At 34.3% G+C, this 22,148-nt stretch carries 18 protein-coding genes and 1 pseudogene; 7 read left to right on the top strand and 12 right to left on the bottom strand.

All coding sequences use genetic code 11. The features are described from left to right. Nucleotides 1-87 precede the first annotated feature (87 nt). The 4 genes from BM296_RS15420 to BM296_RS15405 are packed head-to-tail and all read right to left on the bottom strand — an operon-like array spanning nucleotide 88 to nucleotide 3,591. Complete coding sequence (locus tag BM296_RS15420) at nucleotides 88-927, bottom strand: 5-oxoprolinase subunit C family protein (RefSeq protein ID WP_091904282.1); 840 nt, start codon at nucleotides 925-927, stop codon at nucleotides 88-90. Further along, nucleotides 920-1,657, bottom strand: a complete 738-nt coding sequence (gene pxpB / locus BM296_RS15415) for a 5-oxoprolinase subunit PxpB (RefSeq protein ID WP_091904280.1) — start codon at nucleotides 1,655-1,657, stop codon at nucleotides 920-922. Before pxpB ends, BM296_RS15420 begins: the two co-directional genes overlap by 8 nt. Next, nucleotides 1,654-2,397, bottom strand: a complete 744-nt coding sequence (pxpA, locus tag BM296_RS15410; RefSeq protein ID WP_091904278.1) for a 5-oxoprolinase subunit PxpA — start codon at nucleotides 2,395-2,397, stop codon at nucleotides 1,654-1,656. The genes pxpB and pxpA overlap by 4 nt, the downstream gene beginning before the upstream one ends. After that, the gene (locus BM296_RS15405) at nucleotides 2,398-3,591 is read right to left on the bottom strand and encodes an Nramp family divalent metal transporter (protein WP_091904276.1); all 1,194 of its coding nucleotides are present in this window, start codon (nucleotides 3,589-3,591) and stop codon (nucleotides 2,398-2,400) included. It abuts the gene before it with no gap. A 214-nt stretch (nucleotides 3,592-3,805) separates the two neighbouring features. Here BM296_RS15405 and BM296_RS15400 point away from each other — a divergent pair, with 214 nt between their 5' ends. From BM296_RS15400 to BM296_RS15385, 4 genes are all read left to right on the top strand, one after another. Continuing rightward, on the top strand, nucleotides 3,806-4,252 hold the full coding sequence (locus tag BM296_RS15400; RefSeq protein WP_091904275.1) for a hypothetical protein: 447 nt from the start codon (nucleotides 3,806-3,808) through the stop codon (nucleotides 4,250-4,252). A gap of 11 nt (nucleotides 4,253-4,263) precedes the next feature. After that, complete coding sequence (locus BM296_RS15395) at nucleotides 4,264-4,827, top strand: hypothetical protein (RefSeq protein ID WP_091904273.1); 564 nt, start codon at nucleotides 4,264-4,266, stop codon at nucleotides 4,825-4,827. Nucleotides 4,828-4,904: 77 nt separating this feature from the next. Then, nucleotides 4,905-6,020, top strand: a complete 1,116-nt coding sequence (locus tag BM296_RS15390) for a pyridoxal phosphate-dependent aminotransferase (protein ID WP_091904271.1) — start codon at nucleotides 4,905-4,907, stop codon at nucleotides 6,018-6,020. A gap of 364 nt (nucleotides 6,021-6,384) precedes the next feature. After that, complete coding sequence (locus BM296_RS15385; protein ID WP_091904269.1) at nucleotides 6,385-7,812, top strand: M20 family peptidase; 1,428 nt, start codon at nucleotides 6,385-6,387, stop codon at nucleotides 7,810-7,812. Nucleotides 7,813-7,856: 44 nt separating this feature from the next. Here the strand turns inward: BM296_RS15385 and BM296_RS15380 are convergent. After that, nucleotides 7,857-8,568: pseudogene (locus BM296_RS15380) on the bottom strand (YifB family Mg chelatase-like AAA ATPase); the annotation flags it as partial. Between the two features lie 96 nt (nucleotides 8,569-8,664). Between BM296_RS15380 and BM296_RS15375 the strand changes: the two are divergent. Continuing rightward, nucleotides 8,665-9,381, top strand: coding sequence for a DUF6090 family protein (locus tag BM296_RS15375; RefSeq protein WP_143099088.1), 717 nt, complete (start codon nucleotides 8,665-8,667; stop codon nucleotides 9,379-9,381). A gap of 117 nt (nucleotides 9,382-9,498) precedes the next feature. Here the strand turns inward: BM296_RS15375 and BM296_RS15370 are convergent, their stop codons facing one another. The 5 genes from BM296_RS15370 to BM296_RS15350 form a co-directional block, all read right to left on the bottom strand. After that, entirely contained in the window at nucleotides 9,499-11,034 is a 1,536-nt protein-coding gene (locus BM296_RS15370) for a YifB family Mg chelatase-like AAA ATPase (protein WP_091904265.1), read from the bottom strand. Between the two features lie 2 nt (nucleotides 11,035-11,036). Continuing rightward, entirely contained in the window at nucleotides 11,037-13,430 is a 2,394-nt protein-coding gene (locus BM296_RS15365; RefSeq protein WP_091904263.1) for a penicillin acylase family protein, read from the bottom strand. Nucleotides 13,431-13,539: 109 nt separating this feature from the next. Next, complete coding sequence (locus BM296_RS15360; protein ID WP_091904261.1) at nucleotides 13,540-15,504, bottom strand: protein-disulfide reductase DsbD family protein; 1,965 nt, start codon at nucleotides 15,502-15,504, stop codon at nucleotides 13,540-13,542. Continuing rightward, nucleotides 15,501-16,811 carry a tRNA lysidine(34) synthetase TilS gene (gene tilS / locus BM296_RS15355; RefSeq protein ID WP_091904259.1) on the bottom strand — a complete coding sequence of 437 codons (1,311 nt, stop codon included), beginning with the start codon at nucleotides 16,809-16,811 and terminating at the stop codon, nucleotides 15,501-15,503. Before tilS ends, BM296_RS15360 begins: the two co-directional genes overlap by 4 nt. A gap of 76 nt (nucleotides 16,812-16,887) precedes the next feature. Next, nucleotides 16,888-17,424 carry an NADPH-dependent FMN reductase gene (locus tag BM296_RS15350; RefSeq protein ID WP_091904257.1) on the bottom strand — a complete coding sequence of 179 codons (537 nt, stop codon included), beginning with the start codon at nucleotides 17,422-17,424 and terminating at the stop codon, nucleotides 16,888-16,890. 128 nt (nucleotides 17,425-17,552) lie between these two features. On the opposite strand from BM296_RS15350, the gene BM296_RS15345 reads away from it, so the two are divergent. Beyond that, a complete protein-coding gene (locus tag BM296_RS15345; protein ID WP_027066690.1) occupies nucleotides 17,553-18,737 on the top strand; it encodes a heparan-alpha-glucosaminide N-acetyltransferase domain-containing protein in 1,185 nt (394 codons plus the stop codon). Nucleotides 18,738-18,821: 84 nt separating this feature from the next. On the opposite strand, the gene lpdA is transcribed toward BM296_RS15345, so the two are convergent. Next, the gene (gene lpdA, locus BM296_RS15340; RefSeq protein WP_091904255.1) at nucleotides 18,822-20,228 is read right to left on the bottom strand and encodes a dihydrolipoyl dehydrogenase; all 1,407 of its coding nucleotides are present in this window, start codon (nucleotides 20,226-20,228) and stop codon (nucleotides 18,822-18,824) included. A gap of 48 nt (nucleotides 20,229-20,276) precedes the next feature. Beyond that, complete coding sequence (locus BM296_RS15335; RefSeq protein ID WP_091904253.1) at nucleotides 20,277-20,735, bottom strand: Lrp/AsnC family transcriptional regulator; 459 nt, start codon at nucleotides 20,733-20,735, stop codon at nucleotides 20,277-20,279. A gap of 150 nt (nucleotides 20,736-20,885) precedes the next feature. On the opposite strand from BM296_RS15335, the gene BM296_RS15330 reads away from it, so the two are divergent. Continuing rightward, entirely contained in the window at nucleotides 20,886-22,106 is a 1,221-nt protein-coding gene (locus BM296_RS15330; RefSeq protein WP_091904251.1) for an aminotransferase class I/II-fold pyridoxal phosphate-dependent enzyme, read from the top strand. Nucleotides 22,107-22,148: the final 42 nt, after the last annotated feature.

Below are 22,148 nucleotides of genomic sequence, written 5' to 3'. Positions count from 1 at the left end.
TAAAATTCGTTAGATTCATATTACAATAATAGTGAAAAAATAAGTCATAATTACCCCCTTAACAAAATCGAATTAAAAAGTAATAAATTAAACCAATTTGAAACTTATAGCATCTCCTCCCCTTTTTTGTGCCAAAATACATATTGCCTTATCTGTCAATTGAACAGCTCTAGGATAACCTCCAGTAGTTTGCCCATCCTTCATCAGTATAATTAATTTACCTGCAGGCGTCAATTGCACTGTACCAGGTATAGTTGCAGATGTTAGCATTGAAATAGAATGCTCGGTTATTGTTTCGGTTAATTGATAAGCCATTCTATTATTCTCATGAGCTACCGTAAAGTCTTTAGAGAAAATGTCTTCTAGTTGTTTGTCATTTAACATATCAAACTCCGGTCCTTTACTCACCTCTAATATTGAAACGTCTAAAAAGGAATCCACTTTAATCTCTGAAATTTTAGGCTGAAATTCATTTTGTGCAGAAAAAGGCACAACATCATTATCAATTAACCTATTCACTTTGGTAATTGGTTTATAAAAAGATTTACTACCTAACACCTCTTTAGTAGTAAAACCTTCCTTAACACCTAAGTAAGATCGAAAACCTTTCTCTAAGCGCCCAAAGGATAGTATATCACCTACTTCAATTTGATAAACCTTATAATTCTGTATTGGGAGATTATTTAGTGTTGCAGACATTTCTGCACCACCAAGTGCCATATACGTTTCTTCTTCAAAAATGAGGGTTGGTCCGGTCATGGTAATTTCCAGTACCGCAGCCGCCGGTTCATTTTCTAATAAGAAATTAATTTTAAATACAGACATTTCGTCCATAACACCAGAAACTGGCACTCCTTTATTTCTGAAATGAAACCTACCTGCATCTTGCACCGTGGTATAAAAACCTGCTTTTAGAATTTTAAGCATCTATTTTAATTTTTTCAGGTTTATAAATTCCCACTTCAGCTTCTATCTTATGTAAATTATGCTCTGCCCTTGATATTTGATAAAATTCAATTTTATCACCAACACTTACAAAACACGGGTTCTCTTTTGAAACATCAAAAATTGGGACGGAACAGTTTCCTATTATATTCCAACCGCCAGGAGATTCTTGCGGATAAATACCCGCCTGCTTACCAGCAATGCCCACAGCACCTTTAATAACTTTTGATCTAGGAGTTGCTTTTCTAGGTACTTCTAATTCTTTATCAATGCCACCCAAGTACATAAAACCAGGTAAGAACCCAATTCCATAAACTATATAAGTAGCTCCCGTATGCATCGCTATAATTTCTTCTTTCGTTTTATGAAGTTTATTGGCTACCTCTTCAAGGTCCAGACCGTATTCTAAATCATAATTAACAGGTAATCTCCATAAATATCTATCAGGTTTTGTAGACTCTCCTAATTGGGCATACCAAGTAATGATATCCTTAGATATTTTTTGAAAATCAATTTGTGCAGTTCTATTTATTAATAAGAGTGAATTATATGACGGTACCATCTCCCATTCCTGGTTTGTCAACAACTCATTCTTTAAAAAAGTTTCAAAATGTAATATTTTCTCAAGAATATGTTCACTTACCTCGTTTGGCCATTCAATTAAGACGGAATGTACTCCAAATGGTTTTATATTAATTTTAGGGGAGCTCACGATTTTAGTTGTAGATTATGTTGAGGTAAATGCTTTGTAATATACATCAAAATTTGCAATGCAGATGGAGTATCTCCGTGTATACAAAAGGTATTTGCCTCTATCTCAATTTTATCTCCTGTAATTGTTTTTACCATCATTTCGTTATGCATACGTAGTAAATGGGTCAACACCTCATCACCCTTAGTAATTAAGGCTTTATTTTCTTTCCTGGACACCAAACTTAAATCGTTATTATAATTTCTATCTGCAAAAGCCTCCACAAGTACTGTAAAACCGTTTTTAATGGCTAATTTATGAATTACACTAGCATAGGGAACATATAACACCGTACCTCTTTTATAAGCCTCAATCCCCTTTAAAAAAGTTGTAGCTAAGGTTTCATTTTTTGCAATGTCGTTATAGAGTGCCCCATGAGGTTTAATATGATGCAGTTTTATATCCATTTGCTCCCGTACAGCTTCAAACTGTTGCATTTGAGACTCAATAGTCTTGATTAAATCATTTTGAGATATGTCAATAGAAATACGACCAAAATTTTCCTTGTCCGGATATGAAGGATGTGCACCTACTTTGACATTAAATTGTTTAGCCAATTCTAAACAATGTCTAATTGACTCTCTAGAACCCGCATGACCGCCACAGGCAATATTACAAGAACTGATCATAGGGAATAGCTCTTGCTCATTACCTACGCCTTCACCTACATCACAATTAATATCAATAGTTTTCTTAACCATTTATAAAACACCTAATACCGTTAAAATACTTTTAGCACCTAATAAAACAGCCAATAGAATAATGATTACACCAAAAATATTCTGCTTCATGTTATTTTTATATTTACCCATAACCCCAGCCCTGTTAACCACCCACAAAAGAAAGACGGCGATAATAGGCAATAATAACCCGTTGGTTATCTGAGCAAATTTTATAATCTCTATTGGTTTTATACCGAAGGATAAAAAGAATACTCCCAATGCTAGAATTATCATCCATATGGATCTAAATTTCGCATCCTTAAACCCAGCTTTCCAACCAAAACAGCTATTTGCAACATAAGCAGCAGCCAATGGTGCCGTTATTGCAGAAGTAATACCAGCAGCAAACATTCCTATTCCCAAAAAGTATAATGCCGCTGAACCGTATAAAGGCTCTAAGGCTTTTGCCATATCCATTACATTATTCACTTCGGTTGAATTTATGGCAGCAGCGGAAATAATTATACTCACAGAAACGAGACCTCCTAAAATTATAGATAACAAAGTATCTCTCTTTGCTAGTTTTAAATCATCTTTTGATTTCCATTTTTCACTTACTAAAGCTGCATGTAAGAAAAGGTTATAAGGAACCACCGTTGTCCCTACTAAAGCAATTATGGTTAGAATCCCCTTTTCTGGAATTGTTGGAACCAACAACCCTTTTATCAACTCCCAAATATCGGGTTTGGTCAAAATGGCTGTCATAACAAAGGATAGGCTCATAATTAAAACAAGCACTATAAATACCTTCTCTAATGCCTTATAACTTCCTAGATATAATAATATAAAAGCTAAACCACCTAAGACATAAGGATATAAATTGCTGTATTCCATACCAAATAAAGCTTCCATACCTAGGGTAGCCCCACCTATATTTCCTGCCTCATAAGACGCATTACCTATTATAATGGCAGAGAAAATCAATACTATTACTCCATTGCGTAACCATGGATTGTGTAGCTCTTGCTTTATCACATCTGCTAAACCTTTCTGTGTTACAATACCCAATCTTGCAGACATTTCTTGAAGAATATAGGTTGCTATAATAGATAACAACATGGCCCACAGCAAACTAAAGCCAAAATTAACCCCTGCTAATGTACAAGCGGTAACCGTTCCCGGACCTATAAATGCTGCGGCTACAAGAACACCTGGACCTAATTTCTTAAACATCTAGTAAAATTATCATTCTTGTAAATATAATTGGTAAATATGAATTTGCTCACCATACTCAGAATCATTTTCACCACAATTTTAACATTTCAAAATGCAGTTAATCTAAAAAAATGCAGTTCGTCTAAAACTTGGAGGTCATTCATCGAGGTTATATACTAATCCAAAAATAACTGGGTTATAGCTATCCCCAAACCTTAAACTTAACCTATTAATGATTTGTTTAGAATGTAAGAAAGAACTTGGTTACCTAGACCACAAAAATGCAATGGATAGCGCAGGCGTTGAGCTTTGCATGAAACACCATGAACGTATAGAATTATTAATTAATAAACATAACACCCCTTTAGAAGCTATACAGCTCTATTATGCACTTAAAGAAGCAGGTGTTAACTCTATGCTAGAATGGTGGGATGGTAAAAAATCAATTGATATTGCCATTTCTCGTGTAAAACTAAATATTGAAATTGATTCTGCGTATGATAAACTTACAGAGCATGAAGCTATCAATAATTTAGAAGAAGCAATGCACTCTTTTAAAAATGGTTTTACAACCATTCGTATTCCACATATTGTAGTACGGTATTATTTAAATGAAACCGTAAATAATATTATAGGAATTATGCAAGGTCTAAAAGCCAACATTAAAGTAATTAACTAAAAAAACCAGATATGGAAAATTCTAAAAAAGCATTTAGAAATCCCATTAGGGCAGCGATAGCTACCCTTTTGATCGGATTGGTTATGCGAATACTTCATTGGCCTTATTCTGAAGGAATAATATTCATCTCCTTTGCCGCAATACTTGTATTATATGCAATGCGTTTTGCGAGAAAAGAAGAAAAAAAGACCGTCGATTTAATAAAAATGGTATTGGTTCTTTTTTGGACAACCAACGGACTATTAACAATTTTAGACTTTACCCATACCTTATTTTTTCAAATAGGTACTGCATTTACTTTTATTGCCTGGTTTGCAATGGAAGGTACCTCATATTTCATGTCTAAAGACGGAGATATAAAAAATAGTACAGCTGAAATAGTATGGAACTTTGTAATGGTAATAGGCGTAATAACCCTTATTTGTGGAGGTCTCATGCATTTGTTAAGTTGGACATACTCAATTCCTACTTTGACAATTGGTCTTACCATTGTGACCAGCTACATATTAAAAGATATATTTACCGCACCAAAAAGAAAAGAAGACGATGTTAATAATGAGGAGCTTTTTTTATAAAATAAGCTCACTACCCATAATAAATATCTAAATGACATAGTCAGGTTTTTTGTATCTTTTACCTAAAGGGTATACATATGAACAACATTGACCGAAGAAAATGGCTTAAAACCACAGGACTATCCAGTGGTTTCACTCTTTTAGGAGGATTTAGCTCGATGGCTATGAATCTCCATACGCCCATAAACACCAAACTGAATGGTGTGGCTAAATTAAACTCTAACGAAAATCCATATGGTCCTTCAAAGGCTGTAAGGGAAGTAATTATAAATTCGTTGGACTACGCCTGCAGATATCCATCCATAATTTTTCATCCGTTGGTGGAACAGATAGCACTTAAAGAAGGGGTAACTAAAGACCATATAGTCGTAACCGGTGGTTCTACGGAAGGTCTAAAAGCAGCTGGATTAACCTTTGGAATGAACGGAGGGGAAATCATTGCACCCGAACCAACTTTTCAATCCCTACTAACCTATGCCGAAAATAACGGTAGTTTTATTCATCGTGTACCTGTTGATGAGAAAATGGGTCATGACCTTAACGAAATGGAAAGGCGTATTACCGCTAAAACAGGCTTAGTTTTCATATGTAATCCGAACAATCCCACGGGAACATTAATTGAAAAGGATAAGCTAAGAGATTTCTGTTTATCTGTAAGTAATAGAACCATGGTTTTCAGCGATGAAGCCTACTATGATTTTATTACTGAACCAGATTACCCGTCTATGGTTGAGTTAGTGAAAGAAAACATGAATGTCATCGTTTCAAAAACCTTTTCTAAAGTTTACGGTCTCGCAGGTCTACGAATAGGTTATTTAGTTGCCCGACCTGATATTGCTACCAGATTAAAGAAAAACGTTATGGCAATGACCAATGTTTTGGCAATTGAAGCTGCGAAAGAAGCATTAAGAGATGATGAGTTTTATAAATTTAGTATTGCTAAAAATGTAGAAGCTAAAAATCAGATATACAAAACTCTAGATGATTTAGACCTAGAATACCAAAAGTCACATACTAATTTTATATTTTTCAAAACTGGAAAACCTATAACCGAAATGATGGCTGCAATGGAAAAAGAGAATGTTCTCATAGGCAGACCATTTCCACCATTTACTAATTGGGCAAGAATTAGTTCAGGTACAATAGAAGATATAAAACTATTTGATAAGGCACTTAGAAAAGTAATGACTTAAAAATATCGGCTATTACCAGAGTAAAAATGTAAGTAAACTTTAAGCTAAATGCGAATGTATGGGATAAGAATGTGACTGATATGCCATTAGCACTTAGCTAGCCATATCTTTACTACCATCCTTCAGTTTTACTATGTTTAGGAAACGAAATTGAACCTTATAATTATGTTGATCACATATTTGAATGGTATGATTATTAGAGCAATTTTATAAAAATTAATCACAGAATTTTAGAATTCATTATTTATTCATCAATAAAATTTTGAAATTTATAATAAACGCAATAGGCAATAAATTGCTTGGTATTTTTAGCTAAATTGTATTGGAATTCAGCTTATTACAGACCATCAACCAACAAACCATTATGAAAAAAATACTCTACAGCCTTTTAGCTGTTGTCGTTCTTGTTCTTTGTATACTTTTATTCAATACGCTATCACTAACTTCAAAACAAGTTGAGTCCGACCCGTTAGAAAAATTAGTGATCTCTGACGATGTTTACAAAAATTTATCAAAAGCCATTCAATACCCCACTATCTCTTTTAGTGAAAATGCCATACCTGATTCTACTGCTTTTTATGGTTTTCATCAATTCCTTCAAGACACATATCCATTAATTCATGAGCAACTGACATTAGAAAAAGTAAATGAATACAGTTTATTATATACCTGGAAAGGGACTGATCAAAATAAAAAACCAATTATTCTTATGTCTCATCAAGATGTGGTACCTGTAGATGAACCCACCTTGAATGACTGGGAAGCAGGACCTTTTGAAGGAAAAATAACAGCTACAGATATTATAGGTAGAGGAACACTAGATGATAAAAGTTCCTTAATGGCACTCATGGAAGCTGTTGAGCTTTTATTAAAAGAATCATTTACTCCTAGCCAAACTATCTACTTAGCTTTTGGTCATGATGAAGAAGTAGGCGGTTCTAAAGGGGCTGCTAAAATTGCAGCTTTGTTAAAAGAGCGAGGAGTTGATGCATCTATGACCATAGATGAAGGCGGTTTTTTAGCAGATGGTCTAGTACCAGGTATTGATAACACTGTAGCTATAGTAAATTTAGCAGAAAAAGGATTTGCTTCTTTTAGACTTATTGTTGAAACCAATGGTGGGCACAGCTCGGCACCTCCAAAAGAAAATACCATAGGTATGCTGGCCAAGGCAATTGTAGATCTAGAAAACAATCAGTTACCTTATAAATTGGTTGAGCCTATCAATTATCAATTAGGATATATGGGCGCAGAATTACCTTTTATGAAAAAAGTTGCTTTCGCAAATCCTTGGTTATTCAAAAAACCAATTCTTGAAGCATTGAATGCACATACTACTACTGCCGCAACGATTATAGATGGTGGCATTAAAAATAATGTTATACCAACGGTTGCCGAAGCCACTATCAATTTCAGAATTTTACCAGGCGAAAATATTGAATCTGTTAAAGAACACATTGAAAATACTATTAGTAATAAAATAAGAGTTGAAAAGGTAGGTTTTTTGACGAATCCATCGCCTGTATCGAGCATTGATTCCAATGCTTATAAAACACTCGAAAAAACAATACGTTCTGTTTTCCCAGAGTCTGTAGTTGTTCCTGGTCTTGTAGGTGGAGGCACTGATGGTCGCTATTTTTATGAAATCTCAGACGATGTATATCGATTTTATCCAATTCGATTAGATCCTAATTCATTATCACGTTTTCACGGTATTGATGAAAAAATTAATAAAGAAAATTATAAGGAAATTATAGAATTTAGTTATCAACTGATTAAAAAATTCAACTAGGCTAATTTAAATCCACTTTTAAAAATTAAAACAAGAGAAGTAAATTACCCCAACCAACCCTCTCTATCCAGTGAGCAGGAATTGAATGGCTTCTGAAATATGATCTCCATTCAATTCCTGCTCACCGGCTAAATCAGCGATAGTTCTAGCTACTTTCAAGATTCTATCATATGCACGAGCCGATAAATTTAATCGCTCCATCGCATTTTTCAATAACGCTTTAGACTTATCGTCTAATTTACAATATGCACGAATTTGCTTTGTGTTCATTTGAGCATTGTAATGCACATTTCCCAATCCTTCAAACCTAGCTGTTTGTATTTCTCTTCCTGCTGTAACACGTTTTCTAGTTTCAACACTCCCTTCTCCTTTTCGTTCTTCGGATAGTTTTTCAAATGGAACCGGAGTTACCTCAATATGAATATCGATACGATCTAAAAGCGGGCCAGATATTTTACTTAAATATCGTTGCATTTCTGCTGGTGATGAAGTTACCGGAGCATCAGGGTCGTTAAAATAACCACCCGGACTAGGGTTCATACTCGCCACCAACATAAAGCTACTTGGGTAAGTAACCGTAAAACGTGCACGAGAAATAGTTACTTCCCTATCCTCTAAGGGCTGTCGCATTACCTCTAAAACACCCCGTTTAAATTCTGGCAGCTCGTCTAAGAACAATACTCCGTTATGAGAAAGTGAAATTTCCCCGGGTTGTGGATATGCACCTCCTCCGACCAGGGCCACATCTGTGAAACTATCTAATGTGGTGGTCTTCTAATTACATATTATTAGACTGATTTTAAGCCTCTTAGAATAATTCTCTATCTTAGGATGAACAACCAACCACTTCACATGATTAACTTCTTCAGAAAAATACGTCAAAAACTGCTCACTGAAAATAAGTTTAGTAAATACCTATTCTACTCAATTGGCGAGATTGTATTGGTAGTTATCGGAATTCTGATTGCATTGTCCATCAACAACTGGAATGAGGGAAATAAAAGAATATCACAAGAAAGAGATTTATTACTTCAAATGAAACGCAATTTGGAGGCTGACATTCTTCAAGAAAAGTATCCAAATCTCGTGCTTGAAAATGCAATGAATTCTACAAATATTGTCTTGGATTATTTAGAACAGCGAAAACCCTATAAGGACAGCTTAGACTACCATTTTGGATGGATACCAGCATATACTATACACATGACCAACACTACAGCTTATGAAAATTTAAAGACCATCGGTTTTGATATTATTTCGAATGATACCCTACGCGAAAACTACCAAAAGCTATATTCCTTCAATTACGAACTTACTAAGTTCCAGAGAAATGAACTTGCCTATAATAACATGATTGAATTTAAAATATTTTACAAAAAACACTTTCAAAATTTCATTTTGCTAAATAACGCAACACCTATCGATTATCAATCCCTATTGGAAAATAATGAATTTCATGAAATGTTAATGACAACTCGAAGAGAGAACACTATTCAGAAAACTTTTAAAAATACCACTAAAAAAGAAATACAAAAATTAATAGAAATGATTGATAAAGAACTTAATTGAAAAATGATAAAATTCTTTAGAAAAATCCGCCAAAAACTAGTATCCGAAAATAAGTTAATTACATACACTAAGCTGTCGCCAGATTGAAACTCAAGGTCAAATTAATTGTTAAAATTTTTACCCCAACCAACCCTCTCTGTCTAACGAGCGGTATTGAATGGCTTCTGAAATATGATCTCCAATCAATTCCTGCTCACCGGCTAAATCAGCGATAGTTCTAGCTACTTTCAAGATTCTATCATATGCACGAGCCGATAAATTTAATCGCTCCATCGCATTTTTCAATAACGCTTTAGACTTATCGTCTAATTTACAATATGCACGAATTTGCTTTGTGTTCATTTGAGCATTGTAATGCACATTTTCCAATCCTTCAAACCTAGCTGTTTGTATTTCTCTCCCTGCTGTAACTCGTTTTCTAATTTCAACACTCCCTTCTCCTTTTCGTTCTTCGGATAGTTTTTCAAATGGAACCGGAGTTACCTCTATATGAATATCGATACGATCTAAAAGCGGACCAGATATTTTACTTAAATATCGTTGCATTTCTGCTGGTGATGAAGTTACCGGAGCATCAGGGTCATTAAAATAACCACCCGGACTAGGGTTCATACTCGCCACCAACATAAAACTACTTGGATAAGTAACCGTAAAACGTGCACGAGAAATAGTTACCTCCCTATCCTCTAAGGGCTGTCGCATTACCTCTAAAACACCCCGTTTAAATTCTGGCAACTCGTCTAAGAACAATACTCCGTTATGAGAAAGTGAAATTTCCCCGGGTTGTGGATATGCACCTCCTCCGACCAAGGCCACATCCGAAATTGTATGATGTGGGCTTCTAAATGGTCTTTGACTCATTAATCCCATATTCTTTACCTTACCAACAACACTGTGAATTTTAGTCGTTTCCAAAGCTTCATGCAAAGTCATTGGAGGTAATATGGAAGGTAATCTTTTTGCCAACATAGTCTTACCTGCGCCTGGCGGACCTATTAATATTATATTATGACCGCCCGCCGCAGCAATTTCCATGCAACGTTTTATACTTTCCTGACCTTTTACATCAGAGAAATCAAATTCAGGAAAATCTAAACTTTTATAAAATTCTTCTCTTGTATCTATAATAGTCTGCTCTAACGGAATATCTTGATCAAAGAAATCTAAAACCTGCTTAATATTATCTATCCCATATACTTTTAAATCTCCAACTATTGCAGCTTCCTTTGCATTGGCTGTTGGCAAAATAAAACCTTCAAATCCTTCCTCTTGTGCTTTTATAGCTATGGGAAGTGCACCTTTTATAGGTTGAAGGCTACCATCTAACGATAACTCGCCCATGATGATATACTTCTCTATATTTTCAGATTTAATTTGGTTTGATGCCGCTAAAATTCCAATAGCTAGTGTGAGATCATAAGCAGAACCCTCTTTACGTAAATCTGCTGGTGCCATGTTAATAGTTATTTTCTTCCCAGGAATTTTATAACCATTATTTTGAAGTGCAGCCGCTATTCTATAATTACTTTCTTTAATTGCGTTATCGGGAAGCCCAACTAGATGATAGCCAATTCCCTTATCAATATTTACTTCTACTATAATAGTAGTAGCCTCAACGCCAAATACTGCACTCCCGTAAACTTTTGTAAGCATTTTTAATCCTTTGGCTTAAAAGTAAGGATTTCTTTACTCTTCTGAATTTCCTCTTTATTCATCATCATTTTACGAAACTCTCCGTTAACATACATTTCTGCTTGATCTCGGTAATGTTCACTAAAGGGATTACCAGATTGTCCTGTAGGCAGTATGCTGATACTATTCTCTACGTCAGAGAAATCTATAATTCTTCTGGTTGAAGGTCCTGAAGTTGTTTTATAATAGCCAGTATCATCATATGAGAATGCCAAATTATTAATCACCTCTCTAGTACCATGCACTGGATAAGGACCAACATTAAAAAAGGAACGCAACGCTGCTATCTGTCCAATAGGATGACCATGTTCAATGGTATGCACCCTCTCCCACCGCCAATAATCTAGATTATTTCCGAAATCTTTTTCTAATGAAGCTACTGCCTCCATAAAAGATATATTTACTATATCAACCATAGATTCATTTACATCAGTTGTGGAAACATCATCCCACCATACAGAATCTTCATCCTTGGATAAAGGAGCAATTAGCCTTTTCATAAAATGAGTACTTAAAAATTGATTAAACAACTCATCACCCAATTCATCTTCAAAAGTGTTTTCTAAAAAATAGTAAATCCATCTATTGTAAATAGTAGCTTCTATTGAAGAAAGTTCATAATCCCCTCTCCACATTTTTAAACTATCTATAGCCATTAATCCATTTTCACTCAATAAAGAAACATCTAACAACTTTGCTAAATTGGTTATAATTTCTGGCTCTACAGATGATATAACATCTGTAATCATTTCACTGGCAGAAGTAATATCCCAGTCATTTTTAGGCGCTAATAACTCTACAATCCTCTTACCTCTATTCTCTGGCAAATAGTAGCCTGGGTATAACATACCAGCAATAGAATCTGGTTGGTTATTGGCTGAATACACATAATTACTTGGAGGATTAATAGCTTGAGGATTCTCTTTAAAATCAAGTAAATCTTTTTCTAAAGGTAGACCTTCTCCAACTTCAAAAACCATTTTGGTATTTACAGAATCTGGAATCTGATAGAGTTGTGCCGTGGCGAACCAAGCTACATTACCTTCCTCATCACCATACATAATATTTAGACCAGGCGCATGTATTTTTGGTAAGGCGGTTTTAAACTCTTTAAGATTATTAGAATGACTTAAACCATAAATTGCATCAATAACTTTATTTTCCATTTGTGTATATACCCATGACATTGCAATTGGTCTATCTCCTTTTACCTGATCTGCAATACCGTTGAGAATTGGTCCGTGAATAGATTTTTTATAAGAAAATTGAACTTCATAAGAGTCCTTTACTTTTATACTCTTATTTACAATTTCATAATCTACATAACCGCCTTCAGTTAAATACTGATTTTCATTATCAGGATTATTTTGCTCAAAATAAAAATCAACATCATCATTCTCAAACATTGTAATACCATAAGCCAATTTTCTATTATGCCCTAGAAGAGGAAACGGAATACCTGCTATATGGTAACCATATTTTGAATAGGTAGGTGTTTCCATATGAGCCTCATACCATACTGATGGTTGTGCAAACCCAATATGGGGGTCATTGGCAAAAATAACCTTACCATTTTTAGTTTTATCCGGAGCTATTACCCAGCTATTACTACCTTCAAATAAAGGAATGTCCAAAACACCCAAAGCCTTATTGACTGCTGCAGTAAGATTATTTTGTATAGAATCTGAACTAGCTGGATTATAATTTTTAATCCATTCCGTATCTATGGTAGACCCTACGTGTAAATCTTTTAAATAATTAGGACCTAATTTCGAATTTATAGTGGTAAGTAAGGGGTCTGTTTTGTGTGCCATTGCAAAACTGAATGCCATGTAACCAATAGTATTATAAACATCTTCTAGAACAAATGCTTTTTTCTCAATACCGGTAAGGTGAAATTCTATGGGCGTAGGTCCTTCGGTTATAAACTGATTTATACCATCTAAATATGCCTTTGCCAAAACAACACCTTCATCATTTTCAGCTACACTGGCAGCAGTTAATTTTGAGGCGTCTGCAATACCCAATGATAAGAAGAATTTATCCGTTCCTATTAAATCCACACCAAAAACTTCTGAAAGACCTCCACTTGCAATACGGCGAAGTAATTCCATTTGCCATAAACGATCTTGAGCATGAACGTAGCCTAATGTTCTAAATGCATCTTTTTCATTTTCTCCATAAATATGAGGAATACCGTAGTCGTCGTAATAGACTTTAACCTCTTGTTGAAGGTTAGCTAACTCTTTTTCCCCAGAGTAATCTGGTTTTAAAGTATACGCAATAACTCCAACAATAATTATCAGGAGTGTAATAATAACCAACAGGATGGCTCCTATTTTTTTTAATAAGTTCATAGTTCAGTTTGGGGGATTAAGTCCCAAGTTAGAACTATTTTTTTACATTAGACTCCGCGTAGCTCTGCTTTTTATTGACAAGTAGTTAACATCTTACAATATCTATAAATCAATTATTATTTTTCAAACCCTCTAATAACCAATTTTTATATGTTGGTATGTCTGAATTTTGTATGGAAGTGTTAAGTACTTTTAAATCTGGAGACAACAAAACATAAAAAGGTTGAGAGATAGATTTAAAATTAACATCTTGGAAAGTTCCCCATTTCTGTGCAATGTTATTAATCTCTTTTACCCTACCACTATCAAATTGAAAATTAAATTTTTCGGCATCAGGCAGCTCTTCTCTATCATCGGTGTATAAAGATATAAGTACATAATTATTTTTAATGATTGGAAAAATTTCCGAATCGCTCCAGACATTTTCTTCCATCTTTCTACAGTTTACACATGCCCAACCTGTAAAATCTAAGAGTATAGGCTTATTAACTTCTTTGGCATATGCTAATCCTTCATCAAAATCCTTAAAGCAATCTATACCTAAAGGACAGTCGCTCTCTTGTTCAAAAACACTATAAAATTCTGGTGGAGGAAAACCACTTAATAATTTAAGGTTTGTGATTTTGGTTACGCCCAATATCATATAAATGGTAAAAGCAGCGCTAATAAAAGCAGTAAATTTTCGCCCGGCGGATAATTTTTTAACCGGACCATCATGTGGAAATTTATATAAACCAAATAGATAAAGCGTCATAGCTATACCTAATACAATCCAAATACCTAAAAACACCTCACGCTTCAATATTCCCCAATGTCCAACTAAGTCTGCGTTTGATAAAAACTTTAAAGCCAAACCTATCTCTAAAAATCCTAAGACCACTTTAACGGTTGTCATCCATCCGCCAGATTTTGGCAGGGAGTTCAACCAAGCAGGGAATAGCGCAAAGAGAGCAAATGGCAATGCCAAGGCAACTCCAAAACCGGTCATACCTGCTGTAAGGTTAGAGGCTACTTCACCTTCAGCCAAAGTAGTACCGCCTAACAACCCACCTAATATTGGACCCGTGCATGAAAAAGAAACAATGGCTAAGGTAACGGCCATGAAAAATATTCCTAAAACTCCACCTACTTTAGATGAAGCAGCATCCATCTTATTTGCCCAAGAACTTGGCAATGTCAATTCATAATATCCAAAAAATGAAAAAGCAAAAAATATGAAAATCAAAAAGAACAATAGGTTCAACCAAACATTAGTTGCTATAGAATTTAGAATTTGAGAATCCACAGAATCAAATAAATGGAACGGTAAACTCAAAAAGAAATAGATAAGAATAATAAAAAACCCATAAAGCAATGCATTGATAATTCCTTTAGATTTTTTTTGTGAATGTTTTGTAAAAAAAGAAACGGTTAAAGGTATCATTGGAAAAACACATGGTGTCAATAAAGCAATTAAGCCGCCAAGAAAACCTAATCCGAATATTACCCAAATATTAGTACTAGTAACAATTGTATCTTGCCCCTGCGTCAATAATTCCCTGTTCTTTAAATCTAATCGTAATTTTTGACCTAAAGCTAAACTCCTATCATCAACTGTAGCAATAATTGCCTGGGCTTCAGAGCCATCTAGCGTAAAGATGAACTTTTTATCCATTGGTATACAAACTTCTTTACACACCTGAAAAAACAAATCAACATCAATCTGATTAATTTTAGCATCAACTACTTTAATACGTTGAGTAAATGTGGCATTATCTTTAAAATAAGTTTCTTCTACTTCAAAGATTTCACTGTATTCTTTTATGGTTTCACTTTCTGTTGTACCACCCACAAGTTCATAAACAGTACCGTGTCCATTATAAGTAAATTCACTAGGTAGAGATCCAAATTCAGATGTAAACTGAGAGTACATATGCCATCCGTCTAAAATCTTAGCCTTCATGACCAATTCATATTCCGTGTCAGAGAGCTTTTTAACCTGCTGTTCCCAAACAACAGGATTATCTTCTGTTTGTGCAACAGCATTTAGCGGAAACGCAACAACAAAAAGTAGTAAATAAAAAAATCTTATCATGTAAATTCTATTTTTAAAATCTCTTGAGTTGTATCAACAACTCTAAAACGATTATCGGCACGCATACCAATAACCCATACAATTTGCTCACCCGAGCATAATAACCAAGTTCCATCTTTAGACAAAACATCTATTTTCTGGTCTTTAAAGAACTTTGCTAATTTCTTTTTGCCATTTAAACCTATAGGATAAAAGTAGTCGCCATTCTTCCATTTTCTTATCGTTAAGGGATATTTTAATACATTTTTTTGAACGAAAATTATTTTATCTGAATTATCGAGACGCTCAGGTACTACAGTAAACTCTAAGGATATTGGCAGTTTCAAAGGTACTTCTTCTTCAGTAATGAAAAACTCCTGGTTTTTTAATTCACTTTCAACAAGTGGCGTTAAAAGTAAAACATCACGATTCTTGGTCAAAACATGCGTGTTAGAAATCAATTGTTTACCACTAAGACCATCTAACAGCGTCTCTATATTGTCCATTTCTTTGAAACCGTAATCGCTAAATAATCCATGTAAATAAGTAGTAAGCGGATTAAGTTCTTTTAGCTTTGTAATCTCAATTTCAACCCTACCATTATTTTCAATAAAAATTTCTTCTTTTAAATGATGAAGATATGCCGAAGCAATAGTTTGGGTCTGATTTAAATAACTTAAAGTGTTTTTAAAATTATCTGAAAAAGTAGGATGTAATTCATTCAGTGCAGGAATAATTTCATGACGGATCTTATTTCGTAAATACTTTGTATCTGCATTACTTGCATCCTCCCTCCAATCCATTTCTTCTATATGGGCAAAATGCTCCAACTCTTCTCTAGAAAATGGCAATAAAGGTCTTCTTAAGTAATTTATCTTAGCAGGTATACCGGTTAAACCATCAATACCAGTGCCTCTAGATAAATTAATTATGAACGTTTCTAAAACATCATTAGCATGATGTGCCGTTAACAAATAAGATTTATTATTTTGAGAAAGCAATTGCTCAAACCAAGCATACCGAAGCTCTCTTGCCGCCATTTGAACAGAAACTTTGTGCTGATTCACATATCCGAGAGTATCAAAATGAGTAATAAAAACTTCCTTATTTAATTTTTCCGCTAAATCTCGCACAAATGTTTCATCGTCATCACTAGCTTCGCCACGTAATCTAAAATTACAATGTGCTATAGAAAATTGTAGTTGGGCTTGATGACAAAGTTCCGCAAGCACGGTACTATCTAAACCACCACTACATGCTATTATGAAATGGGAATTTAACAATTCCGGAAAAGAATCTTCAATATGTTTTTTGAATACTTTTAACACGCAATAAAGGTACGGAAGTCCCCTAATTTAATTGAGATGCCTAAGAATTATTTAACTAGACCAATGTAAAATACTTTTAAGAAATAGCCTTTACAAAAGAACTCACTTTTTCTGAATGAATTTTTGCCAAGTCGGCATTGGTTATTCCTGTATTTTCATCAAAATTATCTCCATATCTAGGCAATGAAAAGGTTTCAACCACTGTACCTTGGAACCTAGTAATCATTTTTTCTGCAACCTCTAAAGCACCAATTGCGCCACGACCACCGGTTGATGTTGACATGAGTAAAATTTTCTTATCGACCAAAAACTTAGAATCTAATCGAGACAACCAATCCATCGTATTTTTAAAGTAGGCAGAAGGGTAACTGTTATGTTCGCTTACAGCTATAATCAAGCCTTTTGCATTACTGATTTCGTTTTTGAATTCTACCAATGAATTTGAATATCCATTTTCTTTTTCAACATCATAACTATACATAGGAAATGGATACTTTGCCATGTTACGAAGTCGCACTTCTGTACCACTTATTAAAGAAGAAGTATACTTTACCAATTTATAATTAATGGAAATTGAAGAATTGCTACCTGCAAATGCTAAAACGTAATTCATAAGACTATTTTAATGTATGATTGCGAATTTAATTCAATTACAGTATACCTTAAATTATTTTATCTAATTTTGCCTCTTGAAACATCCAAACATACTGTTTTATAAGTATATAGGGTATAATTGTTATAATGAGCAACTCTAAGTCAAGATTGTTTTTTTTAGACGCCATAAGAGCCTGGGCTATCTTGATGATGTTACAGGGTCATTTCATTGATGGTTTATTAGATAATGCATTTAGAGACAACTCAAATATACTGTTCACTACATGGAAGTATTTTAGAGGAATTACAGCTCCCGTATTCTTTACCGTATCTGGATTCATTTTTACATTTTTATTAATTAGATCACCGCAAACTGGATGGAACAATCCACGTGTTAAAAAGGGAATTAAACGTGGACTAGAATTACTTGTAATAGCTTACTTATTAAGAATGAACATTTTTGGGTTGTTCAAAGGTGAAGTTTACGACTCTTTCTACTTAGTAGATGTACTGCATTGTATAGGTCTTTCATTACTGTTTATTATTGGTTTCTACATACTCACTTTCGCTAAGCAAAAATGGATTTTCCCAACAATATTAGTATCTACAACGTTGTTACTCTTTATTTTTGAACCCATTTACAAAGCATCTAGCTTTGAGTTTTTACCTCAGGTGTTCGCCAATTATCTTACAAAAGCAAATGGATCTGTTTTTACGATAATACCATGGTTAGGCTATGCTACAATTGGTAGTTTTATGTCTGTTTTATTTTCCAAGTATCAAGAAAGTAAAAACCTTTATCAATATGTTGTCCCTACTTATATCGCTATAGGATTAATTCTAATTTTTCTTTCTTCAGATTTTTTCCTTTCTATATATGAAGTTACAGGCATACAATTGTTTCAAGATATTTTCAATAACAATTATCTATTTATTAGGTTAGGTGATGTTCTAATTGTTTTTTCCATATTCATACTGCTAAGAAAATTCTTAATGAATGCAACTTGGTTAAGAATAGGACAAAGTACCCTATCTATTTACATTATTCATTTTATCATATTGTATGGTAGTTTTACGGGTGTTGGTCTGTACAGGTTTTTCCATCACTCCTTAAACCCGTTCATTGCAATTCCTGGTGCTATTTTGTTTATGATTGCCAGTACCTATTTGGCATTAAAATATGAAGACCATAAGGCAGACATTAAATCTAGCGTATTTACTTTCTTATCATCTACTAGAATTTACTTGGAACAAATTGCAATTATACTTTTTGAGGTCCTAAGAACTGTAACCGAAAAGGTTTTACGTCTTCTAGGTTTAATTAAAAACTAAACTGCATTAAAAAATTATAATTACTACAAAACAAAAAAAGCAGCCAATTGGCTGCTTTTTTTTATCACTATAATTTTAAATCATCTAGATATGTAATGCACGATCATCTGTGGCAGCTAGTGCAGCTTCCTTAACAGCTTCTGCATAAGTTGGGTGAGCATGGCTCATTCTTGAAATATCTTCAGCAGATGCTCTAAATTCCATAGCCGTTACAGCTTCTGCAATTAAATCGGCACAACGTGCGCCAACCATATGAACACCTAAAACTTCATCGGTCTTCTTATCTGCAAGAATTTTAACAAATCCATCAGTATCCATACTAGCTCTAGAACGTCCTAATGCACGCATAGGAAATTGACCTACCTTGTACTCTACTCCTGCTTCTTTTAATTCCTCTTCTGTTTTACCAACTGCTGCAACTTCTGGCCAAGTATAAACAACACCAGGAATTAAGTTATAATCTATATGTGGTTTTTGACCCGCTAATTGCTCAGCAACCAAAGTACCTTCTTCTTCAGCCTTATGAGCTAACATAGCACCTTTTATTACATCACCAATAGCATATATATTATCTACATTGGTTTTTAAGTGAGCATCAACTATTACCTTACCTCTATCATCAAGCTTTACACCAGCTGCATCAGCATTTAATCCGTCGGTATAAGGTTTTCTACCAACAGCAACTAAACAATAATCACCTTCAAAAACAACTTCTTGTCCTTTTTTGTCATCTGCTTTTACTATAACCTGACCACCTTTTCTTTCAACAGACTTCACTTTATGAGATAAAGCAAATTTTACTTTTTGCTTTTTCATCACCTTAGTCAATTCCTTTGAAAGCGCAGCATCCATTCCAGGAATAATACGATCCATAAATTCAACTACGGTTACTTCTGCACCTAGCCTTTTATAAACTTGACCTAATTCTAAACCAATTACACCACCACCAATAACAATCATATGTTTTGGAACTTCTTTAAGTTCTAAAGCTTCGGTAGATGTAATGATGCGTTCTTTATCTAATTTTATAAAAGGTAGGGTTGATGGCTTAGACCCAGTAGCTATTATAATATTTTTAGCTTCTATCTCTTCTGTTTTACCATCGTTCTTCTTTATGTTTACATGCGTTGCATCTTTAAAACTACCGACACCTTCATAAACGGTAATTTTGTTTTTATCCATTAAGAATTCTATTCCTTTAGTAGTTTGGTCAACAACACCTTGCTTACGAGCTATCATTTTTGCCAAATTCACTTTAATCTCACCAGGGATTTCAATACCGTGCTCATCAAAATGCTTAATAGCATCCTCATAATGATGTGAAGAATCTAACATCGCCTTAGAAGGAATACACCCAACATTTAAACATGTTCCGCCAAGGGTGGAATATTTTTCAATTATTGCTGTTTTCATTCCTAATTGAGCACAACGTATTGCTGCTACGTATCCTCCAGGTCCTGAGCCTATAATGGCTACATCATATTGATCCATAAAATATTTGTTTTCTAATGTCTTACAAAATTAATACTATTTTTAGTTTTAAAGCGGTATAGCGGTAGAATGCTTCACCTCTTTTATGGTAAAAGAGCTTTGCGTACTACCAATATGATTCATAGCCGTTAATTTATTCACCATAAAATTACGGTACGCCTCCATATCCTGAACATGTATTTTTAATAAATAATCATAATCTCCACTAAGGTGATGGCATTCTACAACTTCTTGAAGACGCATAACTTGAGCTTCAAATTGAGCAATGTTTTCCTTTACATGCTGCACTAGTTTAACATGACAAAACACTGTAAAGTTTCTATTTACTATTGCTTTATCTACCAAAGCAACATAATTTCTAATAGCCCCTATTCTTTCTAATCTTTTAATACGCTCATATATAGCTGTAGTAGATAGCCCCAGTTTTAAGGCATACTCTTTAGTAGTTTTTTTGCTATCTGCCTGTAATAGCTCTAATAGGTTATTATCAATTAAATCTAACTTCATAATGATTGTAATTCTATTACACCAAGTAAATTTAATGAACAACCGAATTAAAATCTAAACTTAAACTAATAATAGTTTAATATTCTAACAAACAAGGTTCGTATTGACAATTTTACAGCTAAAAGCTACTTTTACTTAAAATAACAACCCATGAGCCACAAGAACAGTAACGACTTACAAGATTTACAATACTTTGGAGAATATGGAGGAGTAAACCCTTCCATTTCCGATTCTTCTACATATACCTTTATATCAGCTAAAACCATGTTTGATACTTTTGAAGGAAATACAGAAGGTTGCTACCTATACAGTAGGCACTCTTCTCCTTCAAATTTATATTTAGGCGAAGCTCTAGCAGCACTAGAAGGTACAGAAAGTGCAAATGTAACCGCAAGTGGCATGGGTGCAATTACAGCCGTAATTCTTCAACTTTGTAATTCAGGTGACCATATTATTAGCAGTAGAACTATTTATGGTGGCACTTATGCCTTCATGAAGAATTTCTTGATCAAATTTGGTATTAAAACTACATTTCTAGATATCACCGATCTTGATGCTGTTGCAAAAGCGATCACCCCCAAAACAAAAATGATTTATTGCGAAAGTGTAAGCAACCCGCTATTGGAAGTTGCAGATATTTCTGCGCTTTCTCGAATAGCAAAAAAGAACGAACTACCATTAGTAGTAGATAATACATTCTCACCCCTATCCGTATCTCCGGCAAAATTAGGCGCAGATGTTATAATTCACAGTCTTACAAAATTCATAAACGGAACCAGCGATTGTGTTGCCGGTGTAGTTTGTGGTACAACCGATTTTTGCCTTAGCCTAAAAGATGTAAACAATGGAGCAGGTATGCTTTTAGGAAGCACGTTAGATAGTTTACGGGCATCATCAATTTTAAAAAACATGCGTACCCTACATATACGTATGAAAAAGCATAGCGAAAATGCGCAATACCTAGCAGAAAATTTTGAAAAAGACGGACTCAGAGTTGTCTATCCTGGTCTACCATCACATCCAGGTCATTTAATAATGGAAGATCAAATGAATCCTGAATATGGATATGGAGGATTAATAACCATGGATGTGGGCACTATTGAAAATGCCAATGCACTTATGGAGTTAATGCAAGAAAGAAAATTGGGATATTTAGCGGTTAGCCTCGGGTTTTACAAAACACTATTTAGCGCTCCGGGAAGCTCTACATCTTCAGAAATTCCGCTAGAAGAACAAAAAGAAATGGGACTTGGAAATGGACTAATACGATTTTCAATAGGATTAGATGATGATATTCAAAGAACCTATTCCTTAATGAAAAAATGTTTAATAGATCTTAATATACTGGATATCAAAAGCATTAACGTCTAAGATTTCAATTCTAAAACGGGTTTGCACATCCGTAACAGAAAT

Source organism: Maribacter stanieri, assembly GCF_900112245.1.
Taxonomy (GTDB): Bacteria; Bacteroidota; Bacteroidia; order Flavobacteriales; family Flavobacteriaceae; genus Maribacter; species Maribacter stanieri.
This window is presented reverse-complemented; position numbering and strand designations above follow the sequence as displayed.